Origin of the sequence: Bradyrhizobium sp. 138 (assembly GCF_023074075.1) — a bacterium.
Lineage (GTDB): Bacteria > Pseudomonadota > Alphaproteobacteria > Rhizobiales > Xanthobacteraceae > Bradyrhizobium.
In genome coordinates this window covers 119,827-137,911 of sequence record NZ_JADPKT010000029.1, presented here as the reverse complement: position 1 = coordinate 137,911, position 18,085 = coordinate 119,827, and the positions used below count along the sequence as shown (strand labels likewise).

Here is an 18,085-nt window from a genome sequence, read left to right as displayed (position 1 = left end):
GTCCCCCAATCTGCTCGCGGTTTTCCCCACACACGCAACACGAGAATGTCGTGCGAGCACTATTGGCGCGGGTAGTGAGCAAATCCCTAATTCGACGGACCGTACAACTACGGGTTACAGCGCGCTGAAGGTTCGTGTGTGCACGCAAGCGTGCATAGCGGTTCTAAAATCTCATGCGCGGTATGCATATTCCTGCAGCATGAGCTCAGTCCGCGCATTTGCCTCGCGTTAAAGTTGATCGGGTTATGCCTAGGGTTCGTGACCTGCCAGCGAAGAGAGCCCCGGCCGCCGATGCTGACCCAAGCGCTTCTGGTTGACGACAGCCGCTCCGTCCTCAACTTTCTGAAACGTCACATCGAGGCCGAAGGTCTGGTGGAGGCCACCACCTTCCTCGATCCCGTGGAAGCGCTGGCCTGCGCGCGCGAGCGCGTTTTCGATCTCGTGCTGGTCGACTACGAGATGCCGCATATGGACGGCATCAGCTTCATCCGCACCTTCCGCAGGCTTCCTGGCTGCGCCGACATTCCGATCGCCATGATCACGTCGCGACAGACCGATGACGTCAAGATGGAAGCGCTGCAGGCTGGTGCAACCGATTTCTTGCCGAAACAGCCGCAGAGCGTCGAGATGACGGTGCGCCTACGGAATTTGATTCAATTCGGTGCAGCCGTGCGCAAGCTCAGCGATCGCGCCGCGCATCTGGCCAGCGAAGTCGCAGCAGCGACACGAAAGCTCGGTGAGCGCGAGGAGGAGATCATCCTGCGGCTCGCGCTTGCGGTGGAATATCGCGACAACGACACCGGCGAGCACGCGCTGCGGGTCGCCCGCTACAGCCGCATCATCGCCGAACAGCTCGGCCTGCCGGCCCGGCTCTGCCGCGACATCTATCTGGCCGCCCCCCTGCACGACGTCGGCAAGGTCGCCATTCCCGACAATATCCTGCTCAAGCCCGGCAAGCTGACCGACCAGGAGATGGCGGTGATCCGCACCCATGCGACGATCGGCAAGAAGATCTTGGCGGACTCGAGCTGCGAGCTGATCCAGCTCGGTGCGCAAATTGCCGCAGGCCATCATGAGCGCTGGGACGGCGCCGGCTATCCGAGCGGTCTCAAGGCGGACGAGATTCCAATGGCCGCACGCGTGGTCGCGGTCGCCGACGTCTTCGACGCGCTGACCACACGACGACCATATAAAGAGCCGATGCCGATCGAGGTGGCACGCAACTATTTGGTCGAGAACAAGGGGCGGCAATTCGATCCGGCCTGCGTCGAGGCCTTCTTGTCGCGTTGGGACGAGGTCCTCGATATCGCCGCCGGAGGGCAGGCGACGCCATTCCACAAGGTTGAGGCTCCTCTCACCCCGACCATGGAGTGTCCGGTCGAGGGACCTTCGCCCGAATTTGCCGCCACCACCTGATGTCGTCGTCCGGCCAACAGCTTGACGACCCTCTTTGTCGCCGATGGCCGGCTTGAACCAGTTCCTGCTAGAGTGCACCAATAGTCAAAGGGTGATTCTGGTCACACTTACCTGGGCGCTCCGCTGCTAGACATCGGGCCGGGACGGGGACCAGCAAAGTATCGGTCGAATTAAATGAGCATACCCATGAGAAGCCTGATCGGCGTCGTCGTCGGCGCATTCTGTGTTGCGGCCCCCGCCCTGGCGGAAACGCCAGCCGCGATCGTCGAGGATGTGCAAGGCAAGGTCGACGGCGTCGAGTTCATGGACTATGTCGCGCCCGGCAAGATCATCAAGCTCGGGCCCAAAGCGAGCATTACGCTCAGCTATCTCAAATCCTGCCTGCGCGAGACGATCAGCGAAGGCGTCGTGCTCGTCGGGGCCGAGCAAAGCACCGTGCAGCTCGGCGACGTGCAGCGCGCCAAGGTGCCCTGTGACACCAAGGCGGCACAGCTCTCCGAGCGCGAGGCCAACCAGAGTGCCGCGACCACGTTCCGGACCATGCGGTCCGATGCCAAGGGCACGCCATCCAAGCTGCCGACGATCTACGGCGTCGCGCCGCTGGTCCAGGCCAAGAGCGGGAGCACGCTGGTGATCGAGCGCACCGACGGCAAGGAACCCACGATCAGCATACCGCTCAAGAACGACATCATGATTCGCGGCAAGTTTTATGATTTCGCCAAGGCCGGGAAGTCGCTGACCCCGGGCGGCAGCTACCTCGCAAGCCTCGGCGGCAAGCGTTACACCTTCCTGGTCGACGCCAGCGCCACCTCGTCGCCGACCCCGATCATCGGCCGCCTGCTGCGGCTCGAATAAGCAGCCTAGCGACGGGGCGATGCGGCGGATCGGGGGACGGGACATCGTTGCAGCTATCCTGATTGCGCTCCTCGTGGGCGCAATTTTCACGTCTCCGCCGCTCCAGACGCTGCAAGGCCTCTCGCTCGACATCCTCACGGCACTGCGCGGCAAGCTCATTGGCGACCGCCGCGACCCCGCCAATGCGCCGGTCGTCGTCGTGGCCATCGATGGCGAGACCTACGACACGCCGCCCTTCAAGGGATCGCCGACGCAGACCTGGACGCGCGAGATCGGCCGCGTGCTCGGCAGCATCACCGACGGCGGCGCCAAGGTGATCGGCTTCGACGTCATCTTTCCGAGCTCGATCGAGCAGTCGGAGATTCCCTTTGGCGACACCTCGGTCGGCAGCCGCATGAAGGGCTTCGACCGGGATTATCTGATCGCGCTGCGGCAGATCTCCGACGGCGGCAAACTGGTGCTCGGCGATATCCTGCACAACGACCATCCGGAAGTCCCCTATCGCGCGCAGCAAGTCGCGGTGCGCAACAGCATTCGCGCGCTCAACGTGCATACCGACGCCGATGACGTGATCAGGCGAATGCCGCTGAGCTTCTCGATCGAGGGCAAACCGGTGCCCGCAATGGCGGTCGAGCTCGCGGCGCGTGCGCTCGGCGGAAAGCTCGAGATTGCCCCGTCCGGGGCGAGCGAATTGTTGGGCTATGCGATTCCGAGCGCAGTGCCGAATACAATGACGCTCAACTTTCGGGGACTTGGCCGCGACGTGCCGGCCTATTCCTTCGCCGATCTGCGCGCTTGCGTCGAAAAGGGCGACCGCGATTTCTTCCGCCGCGCCTTCGAGGGCAAGGTCGTTCTGCTCGGCACGGTCCTGAATTTCGAGGATCGCAAGCTCACATCGATGCGCCTGTCCGGCGGGTATGACGGCACGCCGGCGGCACGATGTGCTCTGCCCGCGCAGGAGCGCGCAACGAAACGCGCCCGCAGTGACGTCGCCGGCGTGTTCGTGCACGCCACCGCAGTCCGCAACCTGATCGAGCGCGATGCCGTGACCGAGCTCGGCTTCCCCGCGCGGAGCATTCTCACGATCGCGTTCACGCTCGTCATCGCTTGTGCGGCTTGCATGCTCGCGCCGAGCGGAGCGCTGATCGCCTGGTTCGCTCTCACCGCCATTTACGCTGCCATGGCCATCGGCGCGTTCATCCATGCCTTGGCACTGCCGCTGACGGAGCCGGCACTCGGCAGCCTCGCCGCACTCGCGATCATGATCGGCTATCGATTCGTGTTGGCCGATCGCGACGAGCGCTTCCTGCGCAAGAGTTTTGCGCTTTACCTCGCACCCGAGGTCATCGAGAGCATGGTCGCCTCCGGCAAGATGCCGGCGCTCGGCGGCGAGATGCGCAACGTCACCATGTTCTTCTCCGACCTCAGCGGCTTCTCGTCCATTGCCGAAACCATGACACCGGGCGAGCTGGTGACGTTGATGAACGAATATCTCTCCGCCATGACCGACATCATCGAAAGCCATGGCGGCTATGTCGACAAATACATCGGCGATTCCATCGTCGCCATGTTCGGCGCGCCGGCGGACGATCCCACACACGCACGCAACGCGGTTCGCGCCGCGCTGAAATGCCATGAGAAGCTGGCGGAGCTGAACGCCGGTAATGCCGCTTTCGCCGGCCACGGCCTGTCGCATCGCATCGGACTCAACAGCGGCGAAGCCGTGGTCGGCAATATCGGCTCGCGCCGCCGCTTCAATTACACCGTGATGAGCGACACCGTGAACGTCGCCTCCCGGCTCGAGAGCGCCAACAAATATTACGGCACCGCAATCATGGCCTCCGAAACGACGATGGTGCAGACCGGCGATAGTTTCGCCTGGCGCGAGCTGGACGCGATCAGGGTGCAAGGCCGCGGCGAGGTCATCAAGGTGTTTGAGCCATTGGCGGACAAGGGCGCGGAGAGCGCCAACCAGACGACGGTGACCGCGGCCTATGCGGAGGGCCTCGCCTGCTGGCGCGCGCGGGATTTTGCGAAGGCGTCTGATGCGTTCGGGCGTGTCGCAGAGATCGATCCGGCATCGGCGCGGTTTGCCGAACGCGCGCGAGCGCTGATCGCCAATCCGCCGCCGTCCGATTGGACACCCGTCAACACGCTGGAAGGGAAGTAGCGGCCACTTTACCCTAAAACGGCAGCCCCACATAATTCTCCGCGAGCAGGCGCTGCGCCGTCTCGGAGGAGAGCAGATAGTCCAGCTCGGTCTGCTGCAGCCGGTCCTCGTAGTCGAGCCGGTCGGGAAAACGGTGCAGCAGCATCGTCATCCACCAGGAAAAGCGCTGCGCTTTCCAGATCCGCGCGAGCGCCTTGGCGGAATAGCCTTTGAGGCCCGAATCATCGCCGCTCTGATAATGCGCGAGCAGGGCGTGATAGAGATAATAGATGTCGGATGCGGCGCTGTTCAGCCCGCGCGCGCCTGTCGGCGGCACGATGTGCGCGGCATCGCCCGCGAGGAACAGCCGGCCATAGCTCATCGGCTCGGCGACAAAGCTGCGCAGCGGCGCGATGCTCTTCTCGATCGACGGCCCCGTGATCAGGTTGCCGGCGACCTGGTCCGGAAGGCGACGCTTCAGCTCGGCCCAAAACGCATCGTCGCTCCAATCCTCGACCTTGTCGGTCAAGGGCACCTGGATGTAGTAGCGGCTGAGCACCTGGGAGCGCAGAGAACAGAGTGCAAAGCCACGCTCGTGCTTCACATAGATCAACTCGGGCGACACCGGTTTCGTGCGCGACAGCACGCCCAGCCAGCCGAACGGATAGACCTTCTCATATTCGCGCAGCACGTCCTTCGGGATCGACCTGCGGCTGACGCCGTGGAAACCATCGGCGCCGACAATGTAATCGCAATCGACGCGGATGATCTCGCCGTTCGATCGATAGGTCACGTAGGGCCGGTCCGACGTCAGATCATGCGGCGTCACGTCTTCCGCGTTGTGCACCACCTTGCCGCCGAGGCGGTCCCGCGCCTCGTAGAGGTCGCGCGTCAGCTCGGTCTGGCCGTAGACCAGCACCGAATTGCCGCCGGAATGCTTGTGCAGATCGATCTTGGAGAGCACACCGTCATGGGCGATCTCGAAGCCGTTATGGATTTCACCCTCGCGGTCCATCCGCTCGCCGCATTGCGCCTCGCGCATCAGTTTCGCAAAGCCATGCTCGAGCACGCCGGCGCGGATGCGGGCGAGCACATGGTCGCGGCTGTATTTCTCCAGCACGATTGTGTCGATGCCCAACGCGCGCGAGCGCTGATCGCCAATCCGCCGCCGTCCGATTGGACACCCGTCAACACGCTGGAAGGGAAGTAGCGGCCACTTTACCCTAAAACGGCAGCCCCACATAATTCTCCGCGAGCAGGCGCTGCGCCGTCTCGGAGGAGAGCAGATAGTCCAGCTCGGTCTGCTGCAGCCGGTCCTCGTAGTCGAGCCGGTCGGGAAAACGGTGCAGCAGCATCGTCATCCACCAGGAAAAGCGCTGCGCTTTCCAGATCCGCGCGAGCGCCTTGGCGGAATAGCCTTTGAGGCCCGAATCATCGCCGCTCTGATAATGCGCGAGCAGGGCGTGATAGAGATAATAGATGTCGGATGCGGCGCTGTTCAGCCCGCGCGCGCCTGTCGGCGGCACGATGTGCGCGGCATCGCCCGCGAGGAACAGCCGGCCATAGCTCATCGGCTCGGCGACAAAGCTGCGCAGCGGCGCGATGCTCTTCTCGATCGACGGCCCCGTGATCAGGTTGCCGGCGACCTGGTCCGGAAGGCGACGCTTCAGCTCGGCCCAAAACGCATCGTCGCTCCAATCCTCGACCTTGTCGGTCAAGGGCACCTGGATGTAGTAGCGGCTGAGCACCTGGGAGCGCAGAGAACAGAGTGCAAAGCCACGCTCGTGCTTCACATAGATCAACTCGGGCGACACCGGTTTCGTGCGCGACAGCACGCCCAGCCAGCCGAACGGATAGACCTTCTCATATTCGCGCAGCACGTCCTTCGGGATCGACCTGCGGCTGACGCCGTGGAAACCATCGGCGCCGACAATGTAATCGCAATCGACGCGGATGATCTCGCCGTTCGATCGATAGGTCACGTAGGGCCGGTCCGACGTCAGATCATGCGGCGTCACGTCTTCCGCGTTGTGCACCACCTTGCCGCCGAGGCGGTCCCGCGCCTCGTAGAGGTCGCGCGTCAGCTCGGTCTGGCCGTAGACCAGCACCGAATTGCCGCCGGAATGCTTGTGCAGATCGATCTTGGAGAGCACACCGTCATGGGCGATCTCGAAGCCGTTATGGATTTCACCCTCGCGGTCCATCCGCTCGCCGCATTGCGCCTCGCGCATCAGTTTCGCAAAGCCATGCTCGAGCACGCCGGCGCGGATGCGGGCGAGCACATGGTCGCGGCTGTATTTCTCCAGCACGATTGTGTCGATGCCCTTCAGATGCAGGAGCTGGGACAACAGCAGCCCGGACGGCCCGCCGCCGATGATACAGACCTGAACTTTCATTTTTGCGTCCTCCGGTCGCCACTTTTTTGCAGATTTTCCGCTGCGGACCGATGGAGGGTTTCGCCATTATCTTGTACTATTCGAACATGAGACCCACAGCCCCGACGATCCGCATCTACAATCTGTTCGGCGAGTCCGGCGATCTGCCCGACGTCGTGCATTGCGAGACCATCGCGTCCCGCTCGGTGCTGCACGACTGGACCCTGGCCGTACATCGCCACGCCCGGCTGCACCAGGTGCTGCTGATCGAGCGCGGCGGCGGCGAGGCGACGCTCGACGGACGGGTGGTGCCCCTAAAGCCGATGCAGATCGTCAACGTGCCCGTCGGTCACGTCCACGGCTTCCGCTTCGTGCCCGATACGCAAGGGTGGGTGCTGACCATCGCCGCGGAGATTCTGGACGAGGCGCTGCTCGCCGCCGAGGGCCTGCGCGGTGCACTGTCGCGCTCGGCCGTGGTGCGCGGCACACCGCAGATCCGCGCCATCATGAAGCAGATCTTCGCCGAACACGCCGGGCGCGATTTCGGCCGTGCGCATGTGCTGCGCGCGTTGTCATCCGCCATGATCGGGCTGGTGGCGCGCGCGCTCACGAGCGAGAGCGGCGGCAACGGCGCGGTCGAGTCCAGCCTGTTTCGCCGCTTCGAGGCGCTGCTGGAGCAGCATCATCTGGAGCGCTGGAGCGTCGCGGACTATGCCGAGGCGCTGGCCGTGACACCGACGCATCTCAACCGGATCACACGGGCGGCGACCGGCGACACCGCCTCGCACCTCATCCTCAACCGGCTGATCCGCGAGGCGCGGCGCAACCTCGTCTACACCAATTTGCCGGTCTCGACGATCGCCTACACGCTCGGCTTCGAGGACCCCGCCTATTTCAGCCGGGTCTACGCCGCAGCCACGGGAATATCACCGCGCGCGTTCCGCGCGCAGCTCCATGGCGACGAAGGCTGACGCATCGGAGGAAAGACCAAGAACGCTTGTGGTCGAAGCCACGCTGCGAACGGCTATGGCTCTCGTCGCCACTTACCTTCGTATAGAGGGTCCCATCCTTTGGATAGAGCCCCTTTACCTCCGTACAATTGAGCAGGGAATGGGTACGCCTTAGCGTGGCTGCATTCGGCGCCCTGGCGCTGGTGGCATGGAACCTCCCTAACCTTGGCGCAAGGCGGCCACCCCTGTCCGGTCGTCTGCGCCGCTTTTTCAGCAAGCGGCACCTTCCGTGCTTTCCGGCGGACACACCGCGCCATTTCGGCTGGACCGTCCGCCTTTCGTGCGGAACTGGGGATTTTTGCATAATGTCTTCGATTGAGAAGATCGCGCTCTTTATCGATGGCTCCAATCTCTATGCCACCTCCAAGGCGCTCGGTTTCGACATCGATTACAGGCGTCTGCTCGGTGAATTCCAGAGCCGGGGTAGCCTGTTGCGGGCCTTCTACTACACGACCATCATCGAGGATCAGGAGTATTCGTCAATCCGTCCCTTGATCGACTGGCTCGACTATAATGGATACACCGTCGTCACCAAGCTCACCAAAGAGTTCGTCGACGCCACCACCGGCCGCCGCAAGGTGAAGGGTCGCATGGATGTCGACCTCGCCGTAAGGGCGATGGAGCTCGCCGAGCATGTCGATCAGATCGTGTTGTTCTCGGGCGATGGGGATTTTCGTTCGCTGGTGGAATCCCTGCAGCGCCGCGGTGTCCGCGTGACGGTCGTCTCCACTCTCTCTACTCAGCCGCCCATGGTCGCCGACGACCTGCGCCGACAGGCGGACATCTTCATCGATTTAGCAGACCTGAAACAAAAAGTGGGGCGCGACCCGGTCGAACGACCGGGATCGCGCGAGATGCGTCAAACATCACAGTTCCTCGCACGCGGAGCGATCAGTCGCGGCGACCCGGTGGAGTGATCCTGGGACGGCCGCCGGCCCCTCACACGTCGAAGAACACCGTCTCCTCCGGCCCCTGCAAATTGATCGTGAAGGAATACACGACCTTGCCGGCGCGTTCGCTACGCGTGGCAACCAGCGTCTTGCGGCGCACCGGCGGCTCGATCAGGTTGAGCACGGGGTCGGTGGCGTTGGCGGCCTCTTCATCCGAGAAATAGACTCGCGTGTTAAGGCCGATATTGATGCCGCGCGCGACGATCCAGACATTGACATGCGGCGCGCATGTCCGGCCCGCTCTGTCGATGATCGCGCCCGGCTTGATGGTCTCGAACGTCACGAGGCCGCTCTCGAAATCGGAGCCGGCGCGGCCCCAGCCGCGAAACTCCTCACTCAGCGCGCCGGCCGAGCGATCGGCTGGATGGTTGTAGCGGCCGCTGGCATTGGCTTGCCAGATCTCCAGCAGCACGTCGCGCAGTGGCGTCCCGGCGCCGTCGAGCACCTTGCCTTCCAGCGTGATGCGCTCGCCCTGCGTATTCGGCGTTGTCAGGACATTCGAGAAGTTCTTCTCGAAAATGTCGAAGCCGGCCATCGCCGGGATCAGACCGATATGGACGTAGGGCCCGGCCGTCTGCGAGGCGGTTTCCTTGAGGTAGTTGAGCGGCTGCGGCATGGACTTAGTTCCCCGCGGTACGATTTTCAAAGTAGGTGGAGCGCTGGCCGCGCAGCACGATGTCGAAGCGGTAGGCGAGCGAATCGAACGGCGTCGAGGCGTTGAGGTCGAGCGGCGCCACGAGGCGGTCGAGCGCATCCTTGTCCGGAATCGTCGTCAGGATCGGACAGACCGGGATCAAGGGATCGCCCTCGAAATACATCTGCGTGATCAACCGCTGCGCAAAGCCCGAGCCGAACACCGAGAAATGGATGTGGGCGGGCCGCCAGCTGTTGACGTAGTTGCGCCAGGGATAGGGCCCTGGCTTCACGGTGCGGAAGTAGTAGTAGCCGGTGTCGTCGGTCAGCGCGCGGCCGCAGCCGCCAAAATTCGGATCGATCGGCGCCAGATAGGTGTCCTTCTTGTGCCGGTAGCGGCCACCGGCATTGGCCTGCCAGAACTCGACCAGCGTGTTCGGCACGCCGCGTCCGGTTTCGTCGAGCACGCGGCCGTGGACGATGATGCGCTCGCCGACGGGATCGCCCTCCTTGGCGTAGTTGCGGATCAGATCGTTGTCGAGCGGGCCGAGATCGTTATGGCCGAACACCGGCCCTGTGATCTCCGAGACGGAATTCTCCAGCGACAGCAGCGCCTGGCGCGGCGAGCGCAGCACCGAGGATTTGTAGCCCGGCGCATGCGCCGGCGGATGGATGGAACGGTCGCGCTGGAAGAAGCCGCCATCGCCGAGCGGCGGCGTAAAGGGCTCGGGACGGTTGAGGCGGGGATCCCGCAAGGCTGACGCCTTTGCATTCATCGTGTCTCTCCCTTGGGGCGCCCGGTCCGGACGCGCGGCTTATCGGGAGATCATGGGCGGGTCTATTCCCCGGATAAATAGATCGATTATAATATATTGCATGAAGAAAATCGATCATTTGGCCCTCGACGGCCACGCGCTCGAACTGTTCCTCGCCGTGCTGGAGGAAGGATCGGTCACCGCGGCGGCAACGCGGCTCGGTCTGACGCAATCGGCGGTCAGTCACGGGCTGAACAAGCTGCGGCGGATCGCAGGCGATCCGCTGTTCGCGAAATCCGGCCGCGGCATCGTCGCCACCGCGCATGCGCGGGCCCTCGCCGCGAAGGCGCGGGCTCTGATCGACGAGATGCGGAGCTTTGCCGGCGGCGTCACGTTCGAACCGGCTCGCGCGCAGCTTTCGCTGACGATCGCCGCCAACGACTTCCAGCGCGATCTGCTGCTGCCGCGGTTCTTCGATCACGTCGCCGCGCAAGTGAAGGGCCTGAATTTGCGGGTGATCCCCTCGCAGTCGCCCTCGCCCGCGATGCTGCGCGAAAACCGCTGCGATCTCCTGATCACGCCGCTGCCGCCGTCCGGCGTCGATATCGTGCAGAAGCGCCTCTTGAGCGATCACTACGTCTGCTACTTCGATCCCAAGGCGCGTACCGCTCCGGTCGGGCGCAGCGCCTATCTTGCGGCACGTCACGTCACGGTGGTCTATACCGACAATGAGCGGCTCGACTTCGACCGCCGGCTGGCGGCCAACGGCTTCCATCGCGACATCGCGATCTCGGTGCCGAGCTTCTCCGGCGTGCCGTCCTTTCTTCGCGGCTCGCAGATGCTGGCGAGCATGCCGAGCCTGCTGGCGTCCGGGGTCATGCGCGGGTTCGCGCAAGCGCGGATCCCGCTGGCGTCCCGCACGCGGACGCTGGCCGAGCTGCCGATGTTCATGGTCTGGCACCAGCGCTATCAGAAAGACCCGGCCCATCGTTGGGTCAGGAGCCAGCTCGAGAGTGTCGCAGCGACGGCCGCCAAGGCCTGATAGCCGATACCGTCTTTCGGAAGACCAGCCCTCGCCAAACCCACTGGTTGCGCAAAGGCAGCCACGCTAAAATGCCCCCATGACAGTGACCGACATTGCAAGCCGGACCTACAATCACAGCTGGCGGCTGGATCCCATCATCCGCAGCCTGCTTGATACCGACTTCTATAAACTATTGATGTTACAAATGATTCGGGAAGACTACCCGGATCAGCGGGTGACCTTCTCGGTCATCAACCGTTCGCGCCACGTCCGGCTCGCCGAGATCATCGATGAGGGCGAGTTGCGCGCCCAGCTCGACCACGCCCGCACCATCCGCTTCACCAAGAAGGAGCTGATCTGGCTTGCCGGTAACACCTTCTACGGCAAGACCCACATGTTCTCGGCGGACTTCATCCGCTGGCTGGCCGAATTCCGCCTTCCCGAGTATGAGCTGCGCAAGGTCGAGGGCCAGTACGAACTGCATTTTCACGGGCCGTGGACCCACACCACGATGTGGGAGATTCCGGCGCTCGCAATCCTCAACGAGCTGCGCTCCCGTGCTGCGATCAAGGGCCGCGGCCGCTTCGAGCTCGACGTGCTCTATGCGCGCGCCAAGGCCAAGCTCTGGACCAAGGTGGAACGGCTGCGCGAGCTGGAGAATTTGCGCCTGTCCGACTTCGGCACCCGCCGCCGTCACGGCTTCCTCTGGCAGCGCTGGTGCGTGGAGGCGGTGAAGGAAGGCCTGGGCTCGTCCTTCATCGGCACCTCCAACGTGCTGCTCGCGATGGACAACGATCTCGAGGCCATCGGCACCAATGCGCACGAGCTGCCGATGGTCGCGGCCGCGCTCGCCAGGGACGACGAGGAATTACGCTGGGCGCCCTATCGCATTCTCGACCAGTGGCGTCAGACCTATGGCGGCAACCTCCTGATCGCACTGCCCGATGCCTTCGGCACCAAGGCCTTCCTGCGCGATGCGCCGGAATGGGTCGCTGACTGGACCGGCTTCCGGCCCGACAGCGCGCCGCCGATCCAGGCCGGCGAGGAGATCGTCGCCTGGTGGCAGAAGAAGGGACGCAATCCCAAGGACAAGCTGCTCGTCTTTTCCGACGCAATGGACGTCGGCTCGATCGAGGAGACCTATCATCACTTTGCCGGCCGGGTGCGGCTCTCCTTCGGCTGGGGAACCAACCTCACCAACGATTTCGTCGGCTGCACGCCGGATGGCTCGTTCAATCTCGATCCGATCTCGCTGGTCTGCAAAGTGTCGTCGGTCGATGGCCGTCCCGCCGTCAAGCTCTCCGACAATCCGGAGAAGGCGACCGGCATGCCCTCGGAGATCGAGCGTTACCTGCGCGTGTTCGGCGACGCCGGCCGCGTGCGCAAACCGGTGCTGGTCTAGCAAACCGACCAGGCCTCTTTCGATCGGGTAAACCGCGCGCGACGAATCCGAGGCATTGGTCCGCCGATACAGCGCTAGATCCGATTTACGGCATTTGAAGCGATCTGCGCATATCCGCATCACGGTGCCTTCACCCTGCGACGCAGTCCCGCGGGCGTTTCAGGTCGATTTTAAGCAACCATCTGCTCTACTTCGCGTTGCAGGCGCGGCGCATCCGCTGGGGCCGTTGCGCGATTTGGGGAACGCAGGGTGTTTCGCAGAACAGCGACGTCGATGAAGGGACACAGCTTCCTTCACGTCATCAAGCTCGTCTCGCCTTTCGTGATGGTCGTCATGCTCCAGGCGGCGATCGCGGGATTCAGTCTCGAGGTGATGTCGTCGGTTCGCGCCTATGTCGCGGGCGAAGCGATGTGGTCCCGTTCGCAGAAGAACGCCGTCTATTTCCTCAATCTCTATCTGCATTCGGGTGACGCCAGCCAGTTCACGCAATACCAGGCCTCGCTCGCCGTTCCTATCGGCGACGAGTTCGCGCGCTGGGCACTCGAGCGCGATCCGGTCGACGTCGATGCCGCGCGCATCGGCTTCCTGCAGGGCGGCAATCATCCCGATGACGTTCCTGGATTGATCTGGCTGTTTCGCCATTTCAACCGCGTCAGCTTCCTGCAGGAAGCGATCCGCGAGTGGACCGCTACCGATCCGATGCTGCTGGAGCTGAGCGTCTTCGGCGAAGTCATCCGGTCCGAGTTGGAGAACGGCCCTGTTCGAGACCCAAACCGCCTGCAATTTCTGTCGTCGCGGCTGTCCGAGCTCAACACCCAGTTCACGGTGCATGCCAAGCGGTTCTCCACTGTTCTCGGCGAAGGCTCCCGCGCCATCAAGCTGACACTGACCGGCATCAACATCGTCACCGCTGTCACGCTGGTCCTGCTCCTGATCTGGCACACCAGGCGATTGGTGCTGCAACGGCAGGCATTCGAAGACGCCCTGCATTCCGAGAAGGAGCGCCTGGCCTGGCAGGCCTCGCACGACTGGCTGACCGGCCTGTCCAACCGCCGCGCCTTCGAGGCGCGGCTGCAACGCGAGCTGGACGTTGCCGCCGCGGGTTCGCTGGGCCTGATCCTGCTCGACCTCGACCAGTTCAAGAGCGTCAACGACACCTGCGGGCACCTTGCCGGCGACCGCCTGCTCGGCCGGGTCTCGCGCCTCCTGCAACAGGATCGGCGTCCGCGTGACCTGGTGGCCCGGCTCGGCGGCGACGAATTCGGGCTGATCCTGCCGCAGTGCCCGCCGGCGACTGCCGTCGACATCGCCGAGCGGCTGCGGCGGTCGCTGGAGCTGCTCAACTTCGCCTGGGACGATCGCTGCTTTGCGGTGACCGCCAGCATCGGTGTCGCCTGCATCGCCGACGGCAACGCCACGATCGAGGACGCCATGCGGCGCGCAGATGCCGCCTGCTATCGCGCCAAGGAAAAGGGACGCAACCGCGTTCAGGTCGATGGCGGCAGACTGGACGTCATCGCCGTTGCGGCCCGGCCACGCGAAGCCGTCGCAGCGCGAGGCTGACAGCTCGCGAGCCGCGTAAACGGCGCGTTGTGGTGCCCTGGCCACATTACTCCCGAAAACGTTGCGTCTTTCGCATTTCGACACTCCGTTTTGCGCGCTGGTCCAAGAAAGCCAAGGCCTCCATCACTAAGCATGGCAACTGCCCACCGTTGCGGCAGGATTCCGTTCGGGCCGCATCGTGAAAGGAGTTTGCAGGTGCCTTGGAATGATTGGAAAACCTCGCCGGATATTCGTCGTGCAAAGACGCGCCGGCGGCATGCGCTCCTCTTGAGCACCGCGATCAGCGCTCTTGCTACGGGCACGGCGCCGCCGTGGCTCATCGCGCCCGCGGCGGCGGCCTGTGTCGTTACCGGAAGCGGTTCGCAGACGTCGCTTCATTCGGGCGATTCAATCACCTGCACGGGGGCAGGCAATACACGAGTCAAGACGGCGCCTGTGGTCAGCGGTGTGACCGTCAATATCGGCGATGGCACCGCAACTTCCGTGAACGATCCCAGTTTTGCGAGCGTTACCTTCGAAGCGGCATCCAATGGCACGATCAACGTTTCCGGCAACGCGTCGATCGCGTCCGCGAACAGCGACGGCATTGCATTGGTCAGCGGCAGCAACAACAACGCCATCACGATAGATGCCGGTGCTGTGGTCGGATCATCGGCCTTCGGCTCGACAGGGGTCGTCCTTTCCAATTCCAACAACAACATCGTCGTCATCGGAGGTATCGTTGGAAGCCTCGCTCCCATAACCAGTGGGGTCGGCATCGGAGCCGGGGCGATGAACAATCAGGTGAACATCCTGTCGGGCGGCCTCGTCTTTTCCGGCAGTAGCGCGGCCATCGACCTCAACAGCGCCGGCGACGGCAACACCATCAACAACGCAGGCACGGTCTCAAGTGCTTCGGGCGGCGCAATCCTCGGTTCGGCCAATCAGGATATCGTCATCAATTCCGGCACGATCTTGACCGGCGCCAGCACGGCCGTCGATCTCAAGGACGGCAGCGACGTCTTCGAACTCCGCGCCGGATCGAACATCACGGGCTGGGTCCTGGGCGGCAACGGAACGGACACGCTGCGCTTGGGTGGAACGGCCAATGGCACGTTCGACCTCGACACATTCGGCGCGGGCTTGCAGTTCCGGGAATTCGAGGCCCTGGAAAAGACGGGAAGCTCGACCTGGACGCTGACCGGCACGACGCCAGATGCGGGGACCATGAATATCCAGGCCGGCAACCTCATCGTCAACGGCACGATGCCCAATGTTGCAACGACGGTCAGCGGCGGCACCCTCGGTGGCAACGGCGCCATCGGCGATCTCACCGTGCTGTCGGGCGGCAGGGTCGCACCCGGCAGCTTCGGTTCGCTCGTTGTCTACGGCAATACCACGTTCAACGCCGGCTCGACCTACGCGATCTCCGTCAACGCGGCAGGACAATCCGACAAGATTGCCGCCGTAAGCGCGACGTTGAACGGCGGCACCGTCGCCGTCACCACGCTTGCCGGCGCCTACAGCGCATCGACGCAATATACGATCCTCAGCACGACGACGGGCCTCACCGGATCCTTCGCAAGCGTAACGATCAGCGGATATAATCCGCAGTTCTTCACCTCCGCCCTCAGCTATGACGGGTTCTCTGTCTTCCTGACACTCAACTACAACACGGCTGCCTTCTCCACCGTCGCCCAGACGCAGAACCAGAAGGCTGTCGCCGGCGCGCTGAGCGCATTCGGCCCCAACCTGCCCTTCCTGTCCTCGTTCGCTGGCCAGAGCGATGCCCAGCTCCGTTACAATCTGGACCAGCTCTCGGGCGAAGCTGCCACCGGCGCGCAGCAGGGCGCCTTCCAGTTCACGAGCCAGTTCCTCGGCCTCATGCTCGATCCGTTCGTGAGCCGACGCGGCGGCCCAGGTACTGGGCCGGGCGACACGGCGCTCGGCTTCAACCCCGAGCGCACCGCGCTGCCTGCGGATATCGCCCTCGCCTACAACAAGGTGCTAGGTGCGCCGCCTGCGAAAGCACCGGCCTTTGCGGAGCGCTGGACGGCCTGGGGCGCGGCGTTCGGCGGCACCAACCGCACCAGCGGCGATCCGGTCGTGATCGGCAGCCACGACCTCAGCGCGCGCGCTGGCGGGGTCGCGGCCGGCGCCGACTATCATTTCAGCCGCGACGCGATCGTCGGCTTTGCGCTCTCCGGCGGCGGCACCAGATGGGACCTCGCGCAGGCGATCGGTGGCGGCAAGAGCGAGGCGATACAGGCCGGCGTCTATACCGCGGTCCGCACAGGCCCGGCCTATTTCGCCGCCTCGCTCGCCGTGGCCAATCATTGGATGTCGACAGACCGCTTCGCACCGTTCGGCAACCAGCTCACCGCGAAGTTCGACGCGCAAACCGTCGGCGGCCGCATCGAGGGCGGCTATCGCTTCGCGACGCCGATCGGTGGCCTCACGCCATACGCGGCAGCGCAGGCGCAGGCGCTTCGTACCCCGACTTATAGCGAGACGGATCTGGCCGGCAGCGGCTTCGGCCTGACCTATCGGGGACGCACGGCCTCCGACACCCGAAGCGAACTTGGCGCGCGCTTCGATCGGACGACGCTGGTCTCGCCGAATGCGGTCCTGACGTTACGCGGCCGCGCGGCCTGGGCACATGATTGGGTGAGCGACCCGGTGCTCAATGCCGCGTTCCAGGCGCTGCCCGGCGCGAGCTTCATCGTCAATGGCGCGACGCCGGCGAAAGACGCCGCGCTCGCATCTGCCGGCGCCGATCTGAAGTTTTCGAACGGCATTGCGCTGTCGGCCAAATTCGACAGCGAGTTCGCGGCCCGCAGCACCACTTATTCCGGCACCGCGAGCCTGCGATACGCCTGGTAGCGGCGGCACCTCATCGAGATGGCCGTGCGCCCCCCGGCAAAATGCCGAGGCCCGCGAGATGGGTGTCGACAAATTGTTCGACCTGCTGGCGCAGCATCTGCGGCGGCACCGCCACCATGCGCTCCTCGAGACCGAGCGAGATGATTCCGTGGACGGCAGAGAACAAGGTGCGCGACAGCAGCGCGATCTTCACGTCATCCGCGTCCGGCAATAGCCGCACCAGCGGCGCATGCATCAGCGCGAAGGCATCCATCACCATCTGCAGGATGTCATCGGGATAAGGACGGTCGTCCTCCATCCGATGCTCGAACAGCGAGCGCAGCAGATTGGCGTGCTCGGCGAAGAAGTCGAGATAGGTCGCGGCAAGCCCGTAGAGCTGGCGAACGGGGTCCTCGGCCGGAACCCCACCGAGTCGGGCCGTGAGGGCCTGAACGGTCTCGCGATTGACGGTCAGGATCACTCCGTCGAAGTCGCCGAACTCGTTATAGACGCTGCCGACGGAACAGCCTGCGGCTTCGGCAACATCACGAACCTTCAATGATTTCAGCCCTTTAGTCGCGATAATGCTGCGGGCGATCTCCAGGATCTGGAGTCGGCGCCGATTTTTTTTCCGGTCTCGCAACGATTCTTCTTGAACATTGTTCATTTTGGAGCTACTCATGTGAACATTGTTCAAATTAACCCGGAGATCTGCAAAATGCAAACCCTCGCTGTTAATATCGCCACCACCTTCGTCGATGACGCCGCTGCCCTCGTGACCGGCTTTAGCCGGGCCCTGCTGCGGTTCGCCATGGCCCCGATCGATCGCATCGCCAATGCCTGCGACATCGCCGGCGTGCTCACTGAGCGGCGCGCGACCTTCCGGATGTGGCGGGCGAGCCGCGCCCGTGCGCGTCAAGAGGGCCGCCGGTTCAGCCTGCTCGGCCGTCTCTCGCCCTTTCGCCACCTCGCCCATCTCACCTGAGGCGCGCATCCGGCGCGTTCCGATCGGCTCGAATGCAAGACCCGGTTGCAAGGAAGGAATTACCATCTCCCGACTTTCGCAGCCGATCTCGCGGGTCCTGGCGATGCGGTTCAGCTTTTCCTCATCG

Annotated in this window: 15 protein-coding genes and 1 pseudogene; 10 read left to right on the top strand and 6 right to left on the bottom strand. The window is 63.8% G+C overall.

Annotation, left to right across the window (positions count from 1 at the left end; translation table 11 throughout):
* Window positions 1–291: 291 nt before the first annotated feature.
* The 3 genes from IVA79_RS15030 (at window position 292) to IVA79_RS15020 (ending at window position 4,441) form a co-directional block, all read left to right on the top strand.
* Window positions 292–1,416, top strand: coding sequence for an HD domain-containing phosphohydrolase (locus tag IVA79_RS15030; RefSeq protein WP_247553953.1), 1,125 nt, complete (start codon window positions 292–294; stop codon window positions 1,414–1,416).
* 186 nt (window positions 1,417–1,602) lie between these two features.
* Window positions 1,603–2,271, top strand: coding sequence for a hypothetical protein (locus IVA79_RS15025; RefSeq protein WP_247553951.1), 669 nt, complete (start codon window positions 1,603–1,605; stop codon window positions 2,269–2,271).
* A gap of 19 nt (window positions 2,272–2,290) precedes the next feature.
* Window positions 2,291–4,441, top strand: a complete 2,151-nt coding sequence (locus IVA79_RS15020; protein ID WP_247553949.1) for an adenylate/guanylate cyclase domain-containing protein — start codon at window positions 2,291–2,293, stop codon at window positions 4,439–4,441.
* Between the two features lie 13 nt (window positions 4,442–4,454).
* On the opposite strand, the pseudogene pobA (IVA79_RS15015) reads toward IVA79_RS15020, so the two are convergent.
* Both pobA (IVA79_RS15015) and pobA (IVA79_RS15010) read right to left on the bottom strand, forming a co-directional pair.
* Window positions 4,455–5,555 (bottom strand): annotated as a pseudogene (gene pobA, locus IVA79_RS15015) (4-hydroxybenzoate 3-monooxygenase); the annotation flags it as partial.
* A gap of 88 nt (window positions 5,556–5,643) precedes the next feature.
* On the bottom strand, window positions 5,644–6,816 hold the full coding sequence (pobA, locus tag IVA79_RS15010; RefSeq protein ID WP_247553947.1) for a 4-hydroxybenzoate 3-monooxygenase: 1,173 nt from the start codon (window positions 6,814–6,816) through the stop codon (window positions 5,644–5,646).
* 50 nt (window positions 6,817–6,866) lie between these two features.
* Here pobA (IVA79_RS15010) and IVA79_RS15005 point away from each other — a divergent pair, with 50 nt between their 5' ends.
* The gene (locus IVA79_RS15005) at window positions 6,867–7,766 is read left to right on the top strand and encodes a helix-turn-helix domain-containing protein (RefSeq protein ID WP_247553945.1); all 900 of its coding nucleotides are present in this window, start codon (window positions 6,867–6,869) and stop codon (window positions 7,764–7,766) included.
* Between the two features lie 344 nt (window positions 7,767–8,110).
* Entirely contained in the window at window positions 8,111–8,722 is a 612-nt protein-coding gene (locus IVA79_RS15000) for an NYN domain-containing protein (RefSeq protein ID WP_247553943.1), read from the top strand.
* Between the two features lie 22 nt (window positions 8,723–8,744).
* Here the strand turns inward: IVA79_RS15000 and pcaG are convergent, their stop codons facing one another.
* Both pcaG and pcaH read right to left on the bottom strand, forming a co-directional pair.
* Entirely contained in the window at window positions 8,745–9,371 is a 627-nt protein-coding gene (gene pcaG / locus IVA79_RS14995) for a protocatechuate 3,4-dioxygenase subunit alpha (protein WP_247553941.1), read from the bottom strand.
* Between the two features lie 4 nt (window positions 9,372–9,375).
* The gene (gene pcaH / locus IVA79_RS14990; protein ID WP_247553939.1) at window positions 9,376–10,164 is read right to left on the bottom strand and encodes a protocatechuate 3,4-dioxygenase subunit beta; all 789 of its coding nucleotides are present in this window, start codon (window positions 10,162–10,164) and stop codon (window positions 9,376–9,378) included.
* 100 nt (window positions 10,165–10,264) lie between these two features.
* Here pcaH and IVA79_RS14985 point away from each other — a divergent pair, with 100 nt between their 5' ends.
* The 3 genes from IVA79_RS14985 (at window position 10,265) to IVA79_RS14975 (ending at window position 14,132) form a co-directional block, all read left to right on the top strand.
* Window positions 10,265–11,185, top strand: coding sequence for a LysR family transcriptional regulator (locus IVA79_RS14985; RefSeq protein WP_247553937.1), 921 nt, complete (start codon window positions 10,265–10,267; stop codon window positions 11,183–11,185).
* Window positions 11,186–11,264: 79 nt separating this feature from the next.
* Window positions 11,265–12,569 (top strand): nicotinate phosphoribosyltransferase, encoded by a 1,305-nt coding sequence (gene pncB, locus IVA79_RS14980; RefSeq protein ID WP_247553935.1) that lies wholly within the window; start codon window positions 11,265–11,267, stop codon window positions 12,567–12,569.
* Between the two features lie 249 nt (window positions 12,570–12,818).
* On the top strand, window positions 12,819–14,132 hold the full coding sequence (locus IVA79_RS14975) for a GGDEF domain-containing protein (RefSeq protein ID WP_247553933.1): 1,314 nt from the start codon (window positions 12,819–12,821) through the stop codon (window positions 14,130–14,132).
* Between the two features lie 374 nt (window positions 14,133–14,506).
* Here IVA79_RS14975 and IVA79_RS14970 read toward each other — a convergent pair whose 3' ends face one another.
* Complete coding sequence (locus IVA79_RS14970; RefSeq protein WP_247553930.1) at window positions 14,507–14,842, bottom strand: hypothetical protein; 336 nt, start codon at window positions 14,840–14,842, stop codon at window positions 14,507–14,509.
* A 61-nt stretch (window positions 14,843–14,903) separates the two neighbouring features.
* On the opposite strand from IVA79_RS14970, the gene IVA79_RS14965 reads away from it, so the two are divergent.
* Complete coding sequence (locus tag IVA79_RS14965; RefSeq protein WP_247553928.1) at window positions 14,904–16,994, top strand: autotransporter domain-containing protein; 2,091 nt, start codon at window positions 14,904–14,906, stop codon at window positions 16,992–16,994.
* Window positions 16,995–17,004: 10 nt separating this feature from the next.
* Here the strand turns inward: IVA79_RS14965 and IVA79_RS14960 are convergent, their stop codons facing one another.
* A complete protein-coding gene (locus IVA79_RS14960) occupies window positions 17,005–17,640 on the bottom strand; it encodes a TetR/AcrR family transcriptional regulator (protein WP_247554047.1) in 636 nt (211 codons plus the stop codon).
* A gap of 51 nt (window positions 17,641–17,691) precedes the next feature.
* On the opposite strand from IVA79_RS14960, the gene IVA79_RS36950 reads away from it, so the two are divergent.
* Window positions 17,692–17,958, top strand: coding sequence for a hypothetical protein (locus IVA79_RS36950; protein WP_346658176.1), 267 nt, complete (start codon window positions 17,692–17,694; stop codon window positions 17,956–17,958).
* The last annotated feature ends 127 nt before the right edge of the window (window positions 17,959–18,085 follow it).